11 protein-coding genes are annotated in these 12383 nt (G+C 43.5%); 9 read left to right on the top strand and 2 right to left on the bottom strand.

What is annotated here, in order from left to right; genetic code table 11:
• Positions 1-94 precede the first annotated feature (94 nt).
• On the top strand, positions 95-1465 hold the full coding sequence (hemN, locus tag E0H87_RS13110) for an oxygen-independent coproporphyrinogen III oxidase (RefSeq protein ID WP_131323998.1): 1371 nt from the start codon (positions 95-97) through the stop codon (positions 1463-1465).
• Positions 1466-1522: 57 nt separating this feature from the next.
• On the opposite strand, the gene ribA is transcribed toward hemN, so the two are convergent.
• Positions 1523-2125, bottom strand: a complete 603-nt coding sequence (ribA, locus tag E0H87_RS13105; RefSeq protein ID WP_131323997.1) for a GTP cyclohydrolase II — start codon at positions 2123-2125, stop codon at positions 1523-1525.
• Positions 2126-2427: 302 nt separating this feature from the next.
• On the opposite strand from ribA, the gene dxs reads away from it, so the two are divergent.
• The 8 genes from dxs to E0H87_RS13065 all read left to right on the top strand — a co-directional run bounded on the left by dxs (position 2428) and on the right by E0H87_RS13065 (position 11241).
• Positions 2428-4335, top strand: coding sequence for a 1-deoxy-D-xylulose-5-phosphate synthase (gene dxs / locus E0H87_RS13100; protein WP_131323996.1), 1908 nt, complete (start codon positions 2428-2430; stop codon positions 4333-4335).
• Positions 4336-4451: 116 nt separating this feature from the next.
• A complete protein-coding gene (locus E0H87_RS13095; protein ID WP_131323995.1) occupies positions 4452-5282 on the top strand; it encodes an inositol monophosphatase family protein in 831 nt (276 codons plus the stop codon).
• A 437-nt stretch (positions 5283-5719) separates the two neighbouring features.
• A complete protein-coding gene (locus E0H87_RS13090; RefSeq protein WP_131323994.1) occupies positions 5720-7627 on the top strand; it encodes a DEAD/DEAH box helicase in 1908 nt (635 codons plus the stop codon).
• A 402-nt stretch (positions 7628-8029) separates the two neighbouring features.
• The gene (locus E0H87_RS13085; protein ID WP_131323993.1) at positions 8030-8848 is read left to right on the top strand and encodes an ABC transporter ATP-binding protein; all 819 of its coding nucleotides are present in this window, start codon (positions 8030-8032) and stop codon (positions 8846-8848) included.
• On the top strand, positions 8845-9624 hold the full coding sequence (mlaE, locus tag E0H87_RS13080; protein ID WP_116761088.1) for a lipid asymmetry maintenance ABC transporter permease subunit MlaE: 780 nt from the start codon (positions 8845-8847) through the stop codon (positions 9622-9624). Before E0H87_RS13085 ends, mlaE begins: the two co-directional genes overlap by 4 nt.
• Positions 9624-10292, top strand: coding sequence for an outer membrane lipid asymmetry maintenance protein MlaD (locus tag E0H87_RS13075; RefSeq protein ID WP_131323992.1), 669 nt, complete (start codon positions 9624-9626; stop codon positions 10290-10292). Before mlaE ends, E0H87_RS13075 begins: the two co-directional genes overlap by 1 nt.
• Before the next feature lie 19 nt (positions 10293-10311).
• Positions 10312-10944, top strand: coding sequence for a phospholipid-binding protein MlaC (locus E0H87_RS13070; RefSeq protein WP_131323991.1), 633 nt, complete (start codon positions 10312-10314; stop codon positions 10942-10944).
• A 12-nt stretch (positions 10945-10956) separates the two neighbouring features.
• Positions 10957-11241, top strand: coding sequence for a lipid asymmetry maintenance protein MlaB (locus E0H87_RS13065; protein ID WP_131323990.1), 285 nt, complete (start codon positions 10957-10959; stop codon positions 11239-11241).
• A 104-nt stretch (positions 11242-11345) separates the two neighbouring features.
• On the opposite strand, the gene E0H87_RS13060 is transcribed toward E0H87_RS13065, so the two are convergent.
• Positions 11346-12359, bottom strand: a complete 1014-nt coding sequence (locus E0H87_RS13060; protein ID WP_131323989.1) for a magnesium and cobalt transport protein CorA — start codon at positions 12357-12359, stop codon at positions 11346-11348.
• Between the last annotated feature and the right edge of the window lie 24 nt (positions 12360-12383).

Genomic DNA, 12383 nt, shown 5'->3' with positions numbered 1-12383 from the left:
CCGACTAAAAGGCTGGGTTGAATTCTGAATTTAAGCTCCGCACAATAGAGGACTCAAGCCTGTTGTATCAGGCAGCGATTCTGATGGGGCATCCATGACTCAAGCCAACTCCCTTATTCAAAAGTACAATGTTGCAGGTCCACGTTATACCAGTTATCCGACTGTGCCGTATTGGGAAGAGCAAGATTTTAGTTTGGCGCAGTGGAAGCAAAGCCTAAAGCGAGCATTTGATGAATCGAATGCTCAAGAAGGCATTAGTTTGTATATCCATCTACCATTTTGTGAAAGCCTATGTACTTTTTGTGGATGCCATAAACGCGTCACCAAAAAGCATGAGATGGAACAGCCTTACATCCAAGCGGTGTTAAAAGAGTGGGATCTGTATTGTCAGTTGTTGGTCGAAAAACCCATCATCAAAGAAATCCATTTGGGCGGTGGCACACCGACTTTCTTTTCGGTCGAACATTTAATCCAACTCATTCAAGGCATTTTGGCGAAAGCTGAAGTTGCCGAAGACTATGAATTTAGTTTTGAAGGGCATCCCAATAATACCACGCGTGAACATCTGCAAGCCTTATATGACCTTGGTTTCCGCCGTGTCAGCTACGGGGTGCAGGATTATAATGAAAAAGTACAAAAAGCCATTCATCGCATCCAGCCTTTTGCCCATGTACAACAAGTGACCGATTGGGCACGAGACATTGGTTATACCTCAATCTCGCATGATTTGGTCTTTGGCTTGCCTTTTCAGAACTTAGATGATGTTTTACATACCATTGATCAAACCAATCTGTTACGTCCAGATCGCTTGGCATTTTATAGTTATGCGCATGTGCCTTGGATTAAAGGCAATGGACAACGTGGTTTTAAAGATCAGGATGTCCCCAAAGATGAATTAAAACGCCAGCTCTATGAAGAGGGCAAGAAAAAACTATTGGCACAAGGCTATCATGAAATTGGCATGGATCATTTTGCTTTGTCACACGACAAAATGTATCAAGCCTTTCAGCAAGCCAATTTACATCGTAATTTTATGGGCTATACCTCATCCAAAACGCAAGTCATGATTGGCTTAGGATTGTCATCAATTAGCGACAGTTGGTACAGCTTTGCGCAGAATGAAAAGACTTTAGAAGATTATTATGCAGGTCTAGAGCAAAATGAAATCCCTGTCTATCGGGGGCATCTTTTAAGTGATGAAGACTTGGTGATTCGGCAACATATTCTGAATTTAATGTGTACCTTTACGACGTCATGGCAGGATCAAGCTCAGCGATTTCCAGAATTACCGCAGGTATTAAAACAACTGGAAGAAATGCAAAAAGATGGCTTGTTAACGATTGAAGCAGATCGCATTCAGATTACTGAGCAAGGCAAACCCTTTGTACGGAATATTTGTATGGCATTCGATTTGCGTTTAAATCGGAAAATGCCAAATAATCGTATTTTCTCGATGACGATTTAGCTGATTTAAATGCTGTTATTGATTGAAAAACTTGCAAATAAATCAGACGAGGATGACTTAAAAGTCATCCTTTTTATACATGTGTGCCATGCGTTCATGTTTGGTTTTTAAATAATCTTCATTGAATGGATTTAAACCGACCGTGAGCGGTACACGATCAATTACATTAATGCCAAGATCGGTTAATGCTTTAATTTTTAATGGATTGTTTGTGATCAAGTGAACTTCTTTGATATTGAGGTGATCCAACATAATGCTACACATGTCGTAGCGACGTGCATCGGCAGGTAAATTCAGCATGAGGTTGGCATCGACGGTGTCATGTCCTTGATCTTGCAGGGCGTAGGCACGAATTTTATTGGTCAGCCCAATACCACGACCTTCTTGACGCAAGTACAGAATGACGCCTTGCCCCACTTCATTAATCAGTTTTTGCGTGGCTTGTAATTGCGGGCCACAGTCACATTTTAATGAGGCAAAAGCATCGCCAGTCAAACATTCCGAGTGAATGCGAACCAATACTGGACCCGTTGGCGGTGTATCGAGTCCTTTAGAGAGCGCCACATGTTCTTCACCCGTTTTCGGGTCTTGAAAGACCGTAATTTTAAATTCACCAAAAGCAGTGGGAAGGCGAGACGTTGCGACAAATTCTATAGGCACTGTTTAACCCGTTAAATAGTTTATAAATTGACTAAAGTATAGCGTAATGCTTGGACATTAGTAGAATAGTCACGTTGAAAATGTGTGCAAGATTTTCTTTTTTGTAGAAAGCGAACGATAATAGTTGATAAATAGCTATATTATTCAGGATAATCTACGCACCAAAAAACGCCAATTGAGTTTTGTGCTCAAGTACGCATCGCCAGAAATGTGGCTGATTGAAGGTGATATCATCCCGCGATGATCGAGTAACCCATTTACCTAGCTTAGGATTTGCCAGGCTTTAGAAGGCTTTGCCACATATGTTGTATACAGAAATACCAACTCAACGCCCTGTAACACCGTTGCTGGATACGATCGATCATCCACAACAACTGCGTTTGCTCGCGCGTGATCAACTACCACAAGTGGCGGATGAGTTACGTCAATTTATTTTGTATGCAGCTGGGCAAAGCGGCGGACATTTTGGCGCAAACTTGGGTGTCATTGAGCTAACAGTCGCTCTGCATTACTGTTTTAACACGCCAAATGATCGCCTAATTTGGGATGTGGGGCATCAGGCCTATCCGCATAAAGCTTTAACAGGTCGTCGTGAGCTATTAACGACCATTCGTGCTAAAGATGGTTTAGCGGCATTTCCTGCGCGAGAAGAATCGATTTTTGATACTTTTGGGGTAGGTCACTCATCTACTGCAATTTCAGCGGGTCTGGGAATGGCGTTAGCGCGTCGCTACCAACAAAATCCTTGTGATGTGGTCGCGATTGTGGGTGATGGCGCTATGACTGCGGGCATGGCATTTGAAGCCATGAATGATGCCGTGGCGCATAATGCTGACTTGATGGTGGTACTCAACGACAACGACATGTCGATTTCGTGCAGTACGGGTGGTTTTGCCAAACATTTGGCTGCAATTTGGGAAAGTGGTCAGTCGGTTCATATTTCAGAACAAGGTGAAGCCTACGTACAACCACATCCAAAATGGTCATATAACTCGCGCTTGCATCAATCCGCGACGGAAGCAGCCGACAACCTATTTAAAGCCATTGGCTTTGATTATTTCGGCCCATTCGATGGGCATAATGTTAAAGAATTGGCGCAAGTCTTTGAAGCTTTGAAAAAGCGCAGTGGACCACGTTTAATTCACGTCTATACCAAAAAAGGCAAAGGCTTTGCACCTGCTGAAGCAGAACAAATTAAATACCATGCCATTAGTAAAATAAATGCCAAGGCGACACCGCAAACAGCGCCTAAATATTCAGATGTCTTTGGTCAGTGGTTATGTGATCAAGCAGCACAAGATTCGCGTTTACTGGCCATTACACCTGCGATGTGTGAAGGTTCAGGTATGGTCAAGTTTGCGCAGCAATATCCAGAGCGTTTCTTTGATGTAGCGATTGCAGAGCAACATGCAGTGACCTTAGCTGCGGGGATGGCGTGCGAAGGCTTAAAACCTGTGGTTGCCATCTATTCCACCTTCTTGCAGCGTGGTTATGATCAGTTGATCCATGACGTAGCATTACAAAATCTAGATGTAACGTTCGGTATTGACCGTGCAGGTTTGGTGGGTGAAGACGGTCCAACCCACGCAGGCGCATATGATTATGCCTTTATGCGTACGGTGCCGAATATGGTCATCATGGCACCGAAAGACGAAAATGAATGTCGTCAGATGTTGCATACTGCATATCTATATCCAGGGCCGGCTGCGGTACGTTATCCGCGTGGCAATGGCTTAGGTGTGGAAATACAGCAGCACATGGCTGAGCTTGAAATTGGGCGTGCAGAAATCATCTTGCAATTGAATGAAACTGCCGATGAACAGATCAGTATTCTGGCCTTTGGTAGTCGTGTTGCGGCATCTGTGGAAGCAGCACATAGCCTTGCACAGCAATTAGATGTTGGTGTGCGTGTGGTGAATATGCGCTTTGTGAAACCTTTAGATGAACAGATGTTATCGCGCTTAGCCGATCAAACTCAATTGTTTGTCACAGTGGAAGAACATGCAGTGATGGCCGGTGCTGGTAGTGCAGTCAATGAATATTTAGCACAAGCGCAGATTGTTAAACCGATGCTGAATTTAGGCTTGGCAGATAACTTTATGCATCAGGCAACGCATAGTCAGATGTTGCAACAAGCAGGTTTGGATGCTCAAGGCATTGTTAAATCAATAGAATCTGTATGGTTAAAGCTTGTACAAAATATAAGCTAATCAAAAGCTAAATTTTCGAAACATTTTTTCCCTAAAAGCGCTTATATTTGTTAAGATATAAGGGCTTTTATGCATTATTCTTTAATCAATATCTTCAAATTTGTAGTGGGTGTTCAATGGAACCTATGGTGGTGATGGCTGCGCGTGCGGCTCAAACAGTCGGTCAAGAGCTTTTAAAAGCGCATCAAAATCGTCATAAACTTGATCTACAAGTCGAAGAAAAAGGAATTGATGGACCAGTAACGCGTGTAGACCGTTATTTGGAACAATTGACCATCGATACGCTACGTAAAAGCTATAAAAACCACAGTTTCCTTGGTGAAGAGTTTGGTCTTCAAGAAGGCAAAGGTCACGACGCAGATTGGTGTTGGATCATTGACCCACTTGATGGCACTTTAAACTTCATTAACGGTGTTCCTCACTTCTGTATCTCTATTGCAGTTCAACATAAAGGCATTACTCAACACGGCGTGATTTACGACCCTGTGAAAGATGAGTTGTTCTCTGCTAGTCGTGGTCGTGGCGCCATGATGAACCAACGCCGTATCCGTGTAAATGTGAAAGACAGCCTTGAAAATACCTTCATGTCTGTGGGTCATGCTTACCGTGCAAAACGCAATGGTGAAGTGATTTCTTATGCAAAAAATCATTTTGCTTCATTGTTAAATGTAACTGAAGCTGGTGCGCAATACCGTCGTACAGGTTCAGCAGCATTAGATTTGGCATATGTAGCAGCGGGTCGTTTCGATGCTTATTTCGAACTCGGTCTAAAGCCTTGGGATATCGCAGCAGGCGAGTTGATTGTGAAAGAAGCGGGCGGTACTGTGGTTGATGCACGTGGTGGTAGCGACTCTATGGAAAATGGTCAAGTGCTGGCATGTTCAATGAAAATGTTAAAGCCATTAATGCAGGCCGTCGTGCCAGCATGGGGCGATGCAGCAAAGTAATCGAATGATGATGTGATCAAGTCATGATAAAAAAGCTCTCAAAATTGAGGGCTTTTTTTATATAGAATTCCAAGGCTTAATTGCATCTTTGAATAATATTTCAGAAAAAAATGGTAAAAGTCGATTAAAATAGGTGACTTTTAAAAATATGCTGTTATAATCTTGCCACGCACTAAATTTCGTTCATTACCTGAACATTCTCTTCTATCATTGTGTATGCGCGTCCGGTCCAAAGAGAGGACATTATTTCGCGCCCCACCCAATCGCTTAAGCGATTCCTTCAGGTTGCGGCTGTAATCAAATGTGCGTTATACGCATCGTCGTTCTCGGATCGCCGCTGATTCTATATTTTCAGCGATTATTGCTGTGCCGCTTTTTGCCGATGTCCATCAAATTTTATTTTTAATGGAGCACCCATTTTTCGGGTGAAATACTCTATGAGCAAAACTTTTGCTGATTTTCCTTTACATGAATCGTTACAACAAGCTTTACAAAGCTTAGGTTTTACTTCTCCTACGCCTGTACAGGAACAATCGATTCCTGCAGCTTTAGAAGGTAAAGACCTTTTAGTATCAAGCCAAACAGGTTCAGGTAAAACTGCGGCGTTCTTACTTCCAACGTTAAACGCACTTGCAGGTCAAGAGACTTTCGTTCCGTTCAAAGAACGTATGAAAGCAATTACTCAACCAAATATTTTGGTTCTTTGCCCAACACGTGAGTTGGCGCAACAAGTAAGTCAAGATGCGATTGGTTTTGTCCGTCACATGAAAGGTGCGCGTATTGCAGCGATCATGGGTGGTATGCCGTTTGGTAAGCAAATCCAACAGTTAAAAGGTGCGCAAGTTGTTGTTGCAACACCAGGTCGTTTACTTGACCTTGTAAACCGTCGTCAAATTAAATTAGACCAAGTTGATGCGCTTATTGTCGACGAAGCAGACCGTATGCTTGATCTAGGTTTCTCTGAAGACTTAGAAGCGATTAGCGATCTTGCTGCAAACCGTAAACAGACTTTAATGTTCTCTGCAACATTTGCTGGTCGTATCATTACACTTGCTGAACGCATGATGAATGATCCACAACGTATTGCAATCGAAACTGGTCACTCTACGAATACTGACATCACTCAGACTTTACACTGGACTGATGGCTTTGAGCACAAGAAAAAATTACTAACGCATTGGTTAAGTGCTGAAGACGTAGATCAAGCTGTTGTATTTGCTTCTACTCAAGAAGACACTGACATGCTTGCTGAAGAATTGGCTGAAGCAGGTTTATCAGTTGTAGCACTTCATGGTGCTATGCCACAAACCGTGCGTAACCGTCGTTTACGTAGTATCCGTGAAGGTCGTGCAAAAATTTTAGTTGCGACGGACGTTGCTGCACGTGGTCTTGATGTACCAACCATTTCACACGTAATCAACTTCGGTCTTCCAATGAAAAACGAAGACTATGTACACCGTATTGGTCGTACAGGTCGTGCGGGTCGTACGGGTAAAGCAATCACTTTAGCCACTTACCGCGAACGTGGTAAAATCCGTGCTTTAGAAGATTTCTTAGATGCACGTTTAGAAGTATCTGAAATCGAAGGTCTTGAGCCATCTCCACCTCCTGCACGCGGTGGTCGTGATGGTGGCGGTCGTGGCCGTGATGGTGGTGGTCGTGGCCGCGGTGGTCGTGAAGGCGGTCGTGGTGGTTTCGGTGGCGGTCGTCGTTTCGAAGGCGAAAGCAACTTTAAACGTCGTGAAGGCGGTGAAGATCGTCCACGTCGTAGCTACGATGACAAACCTCGTGGTGATCGTCCATCATTTGGTGGTGAAGATCGTCCACGTCGTGAGTTTAATAATGATCGTCCACGTCGTGAAGGCGGTTTCGGTGATCGTCCACAACGTTCTTTTGATGACCGTCCAAAGCGTGATTTTGGTGATCGTCCAGCGCCACGTCGTGAAGGTGGTTTCGGTGATCGTCCGCAACGTTCTTTTGATGACCGTCCAAAACGTGATTTTGGTGATCGTCCACGTCGCGAAGGCGGTTTCAACGATAAGCCACGTTTTGACTCGAATGATGACAACCGCGGTAACCGTGTAGACTACAAGCCACGTCGTGAAGGTTCTTTTGGCGACCGTCCAAAGCGTGATTTTGGTGATCGTCCAGCACCACGTCGTGAAGGTGGTTTCGGTGACCGTCCACAACGTTCGTTTGGCGATGATCGTCCTAAACGTACTTTTGGTGGTGAAGATCGTCCTAAACGTACTTTCGGCGGTGAAGATCGTCCACAACGTTCATTCGGTGGTGAAGATCGTCCACGTCGTGAAGGTGGTGACCGTCGTCGTAAGTTTAACGACTAAGTCATACGTTCTAAAAAAACCAGCGCAAATGCGCTGGTTTTTTTATGCTTAAAGATTTTGTTTATTGTTTAAAAAATGTATACTAAGTCAAATTTATGTTGAAATATGACAAATATGAACAACAATATAGAACAACAATCTGTGTTAGGGTATTCGTTAAAAGAGGTCATTATGCCTTATCTTGGTTTTATTCTTTTGCTGAGCAATCTGATCTATTTCTTTTACGCTCAATTTATATAACACAGCGTTCTAATTTTTATGCTGTGTGAGCAGATTCATATAATTAAAATCACCGAATCAAAAAACAAATTGCACACAGTTTACCCGACGTAACTAGGTAACATTTTATAGTTCAATCCTTTATAGTATGCGTGCTGGAAAATTGCAGGAACTTTCTCCGCTATGAATAATCAAGCACCCCTTGAAAACTCAGCTTTGATTGAAGTCAAAGATCTGAGTTTTAAGCGAGGGGAACGAATCATTTATGACCAAGTCAGTCTGAAGATTCGACGTGGTCAGATTACCGCCATTATGGGGCCATCTGGAACAGGTAAAACTACTCTGTTGCGTTTAATTGGGGGGCAATTGACCCCAGATCATGGGCAAGTGCTACTCGACGGTAAAGATATTGGTCAAATGTCGCGAAATGAATTGTTTGCGGCACGGGCGCGTATGGGCATGCTGTTTCAAAGCGGTGCTTTATTTACCGATATGAGTGTGTATGAAAACGTTGCCTTTCCTTTACGTGCACATACCCAATTACCTGAGCATTTGATTGCAGAATTGGTTGCACTCAAGTTAGAAGCCGTAGGGTTGCGTGGAACAGAGCAGTTCATGCCTTCTGAGCTTTCGGGCGGGATGAACCGACGTGTCGCATTGGCACGCGCAATTGCATTAGATCCAGAATTGATTATGTATGATGAGCCTTTCGCAGGTCAGGATCCGATTGTTAAAGGGGTGCTCACGCGTTTGATTCGCTCTCTGCGTGAGGCATTAGAGCTGACCACTATTATTGTCTCGCATGATGTGTCAGAGACACTCTCTATCGCAGATTATATTTATGTGGTTGCAGAAGGGAAGGTGCAAGGTGAAGGTACACCCGCAGAGTTGCAAGCCAATGCATCGCCATTTGTGCGTCAGTTCCTGACAGGGGCTGCTGAAGGTCCTGTAGAGTATCAGTTTAGTCATCAAGCGTATTTGGCAGGCGAGGTTCGTGCATGAATGCTATTGCCTCATTAGGTAGACGCGTTATTCAAAGTGTTCAGGGTGTTGGTGTTGCAACCATTATGTTGCTACAAATTCTATGCTCAATGCCAACATGGTTAGGGGTCAAACTGTTTGTTTACCAAATGTACCGTGTTGGGGTGATGTCCTTACTGATTATTTCGGTATCGGGTTTGTTCATTGGTTTGGTTCTAGGCTTACAAGGCTATTCTATTTTGGTCAACATTGGTTCAGAAGCCATGTTGGGTACCATGGTGTCATTAACGTTGTTACGTGAATTGGCCCCTGTGGTGGCTGCTTTACTTTTTGCTGGGCGTGCAGGTTCTGCACTGACCGCAGAAATTGGTTTAATGAAAGCGACCGAACAATTGTCCAGTATGGAAATGATTGGGGTTGATCCCTTAAAACGGATTGTTTCACCACGTTTATGGGCAGGGATTTTTAGCTTGCCGATGTTGAGTGTGGTGTTTGCTGCCATTGGTATTATTGGCGGTAAAATGGTCGGCGTCGATTTTCTGGGTGTTGATGAGGGGTCTTTCTGGAGTGGCATGCAAAGTAATGTGCAATTCTATAAAGATATCTTTAATGGCACGATTATTAAGAGTATTGTCTTTGCCATTCTTTGTACTTGGATTGCGGTTTACCAAGGTTATACCTGTGTACCGACATCGGAAGGTATTGCAACATCCACAACACGTACTGTGGTGTATTCATCGCTTTGTGTATTAGGTTTTGATTTTGTGTTGACTGCGGTCATGTTCGGAGGGGTTTAATGAAATCACGTGCAAGTGAGCTGGCCGTAGGATTATTTGTCATTGTTTTCGGTGTTGCATTGTTTTTCTTGGCAATGAAAGTGAGTGGTTTAGTCGGCACCAACTTACGTGATGCGTATAGCATGACGGCACAATTTGATAATGTGAATGGCTTGAAGCCTCGTGCCAAAGTCACCATGAGTGGTGTGACCATTGGTCGGGTAACTGATATTACTTTGGATCCAGTGACGCGTTTGGCAACAGTACATTTTGAGCTAGATGGTAAATTAACGTCTTTTAATGCAGAGCAGTTAAAGACAGTTGAAAACAATGCGTTGGATGAGTTGCGCTATAGCACAGAATATACCGCAGCTACACCAGCGAAACAAAAAGAAATGGAACAGCAACTTATTGCGAACATGAAATCCATCACCAGTATTGATGAAGATGCTTACATAATGGTAGCAACCAACGGTTTGTTGGGTGAGAAGTATCTGAAAGTGGTTCCAGGTGGTGGTTTGAACTATATCAAGCGCGGTGCATCGATTGCCAATACTCAGGGAACGATGGATCTTGAAGATTTGATTAGTAAATTTATTACAGCGGGTGCGAGTAAGTCATCGACTCCATCGGCAGAAGCTGAGGCACCAACTGAAAAAACAGATGCTGAACCAGCATTTGTTCAGTAATTGATAGAGGAATTTAGAAGTGAATATGTTGTTGAAACAAACACTAACGGCAAGCATTTTATCAACCATGATTGCAGGTACTGCATTTGCTGCGCCAGCTGAAGCCCCTCCAGTATTTATTAAGCGTGTGGCGGATGGCTTAATTGGTCGCTTAAAAGCCGACCATGCGAAATTGCAGAATAACCCAGCAGCGGTAAAAACAATTGTACGTCAAAACTTAGACCCATATGTGGATTCACAAGCGTTCACGCGTATTGTGATGGGTACTTATGCAACCAATCAGTACAGTTCAGCGGCGCAACGTGCACAGTTTGAAAAGAACTTCCGCGAAACACTGATTGAAAATTATGGGACTGCATTTGCGAAATTCAGTAACCAAACCTACACTGTTCGTCCTTACAAAGCGACAGGCAGTGCTAACCCTGTTGTGACCATTGACTTTAATAACAATGGTGAAAAGATTCCTGTCTCGTTCCAGTTGGCGGATAAAGGCAGCCAATGGAAGATTCGTAATATCAACGTTTCTGGTATTGATTTAGGTCTACAATTCCGTAACCAGTTTGCAGCAACAGTGAAGCGTAATGGTGGTGATCTGGATAAAGCGATTGCTAACTTTGAACCCGATGCTGATGCAGCAGTAAAGAAAAAATAAGATAGGTGAAAGGTGATTAGTCTCGTCAATCAGGAATTACAAGTCACTGGAAAAATAGATTATGACAATGCTGAGCAATACTATCAGCAGGGTCTTGCATTGATTCAGCAACAACAGTTGCCTGTGGTGGTAAATTTGGCGCAGTTACAACAAGGAAGTACCTTGGCTTTGGCTGTACTGGTGCGTTGGTTACGCCAAACGCCACAAGCACAAGGTTTACACTTTAAGGCTGTGCCTGACAAAATGATGAAGATTATTCAGGCTTGTCATCTGCAAGATGATTTGCATTTGATCTAAAAGAAAAGCACCGCAATTGCGGTGCTTTTTTTATGTTGCATCTTATGCTCAAAAAGACAATCTTCCGTTGTACTTCGTGGATCACACCATGTAAAAAATAATATTCAGATCCATTTTTTCCAGCGGAAATAAATCAGTGGGCCAATAAAGAAGCCGACAATGATCATACTAACGGCGATAAAGCTGGTGGTGCCGTGGGCAAAAGGTAAAACATCTGTATTCATGCCGTAGATACTGGCCACCAACATTGGGGGTGCCAACATACTGGGTAAAATCGAGAAGCGACGGATCGTGTCATTCTGTTCCGTGTTAATGAATCCTGAGGTGGTATCTAGCAAGAAGCGCACTTTCTGGAACAAGAAGGCATCATGTTCGACCAGTGAGCGTACATCTTCACTCAACTCTCGAATGTCCGCATCATAGATATGACTGCCCAAGGCCCGCGGACGAGATAAAAAGGTCAGCACACGACGTAAGTCAATTAAACACAGTTGTGCTTTACCTAACATATCTTCTAACTGTGCCAGTCGGGTAATCATGTCATCAAGGTCGAGAATCTGTTCACGATGACGGTTATTCAGCACTTCTGTGGAGTATTTTTCCAAGTCCTTGTGGATATCTTCCAAGATATCCGCAAGTTCATCCAGTTTGGCTTCCAGTAAACCCAAAAGTACCCAAGTCGGGTCTTTATATTCAATTTCGTAATCATTGCGACGTGCGCGTGCGCGAAAGGCACGGAAGGCCACCAGTTTTTCACCACGTAGAGTAAACAACCGCTCTTTATGTAAAATAAAAGCAACCGTTTGTACTGTCGCTAAAATACTGGAATTATCATCCGCTTCACCATCTACCTGATAATTTTTATTTTTCGTTAAAAAATACGTGCTGATATGCAAAATACCATCATCATCACGGTAGAATCGGGCAGATGAAGAGATGTCTTCTAATGACTTTAAAGTGGGGAGATTTTGATCATAGGCATCTAAAACCCATTGCTGTTCTTCTTGTGAAGGAGCAATGAGGTCGACCCAGACCAATTCTGGGTGTAAATCGAAACCGCCATTAATGGTGGCATCTTCTAAACTACCGCGCTCTGTGGCGTAAAAGGCTTCAAGCATGGATGTCTTTTCTCCCTTACGCAG

The organism is Acinetobacter sp. ANC 4178 (assembly GCF_004331175.1).
Taxonomy (GTDB): domain Bacteria; phylum Pseudomonadota; class Gammaproteobacteria; order Pseudomonadales; family Moraxellaceae; genus Acinetobacter.
The sequence above is the reverse complement of the archived record's forward strand: the minus strand, read 5'-3'. Positions and strand labels throughout refer to the sequence as shown.

What these genes read in the sequence shown, in the direction of transcription:
- E0H87_RS13075 (WP_131323992.1), top strand. Translation starts at nt 9,624, where the DNA reads ATGAAATCACGTGCAAGTGAGCTGGCCGTAGGATTATTTGTCATTGTT.
- mlaE (WP_116761088.1), top strand. Translation starts at nt 8,845, where the DNA reads ATGAATGCTATTGCCTCATTAGGTAGACGCGTTATTCAAAGTGTTCAG.
- E0H87_RS13095 (WP_131323995.1), top strand. Translation starts at nt 4,452, where the DNA reads ATGGAACCTATGGTGGTGATGGCTGCGCGTGCGGCTCAAACAGTCGGT.
- E0H87_RS13090 (WP_131323994.1), top strand. Translation starts at nt 5,720, where the DNA reads ATGAGCAAAACTTTTGCTGATTTTCCTTTACATGAATCGTTACAACAA.
- E0H87_RS13085 (WP_131323993.1), top strand. Translation starts at nt 8,030, where the DNA reads ATGAATAATCAAGCACCCCTTGAAAACTCAGCTTTGATTGAAGTCAAA.
- hemN (WP_131323998.1), top strand. Translation starts at nt 95, where the DNA reads ATGACTCAAGCCAACTCCCTTATTCAAAAGTACAATGTTGCAGGTCCA.
- E0H87_RS13060 (WP_131323989.1), bottom strand. Translation starts at nt 12,359, where the DNA reads ATGCTTGAAGCCTTTTACGCCACAGAGCGCGGTAGTTTAGAAGATGCC.
- dxs (WP_131323996.1), top strand. Translation starts at nt 2,428, where the DNA reads ATGTTGTATACAGAAATACCAACTCAACGCCCTGTAACACCGTTGCTG.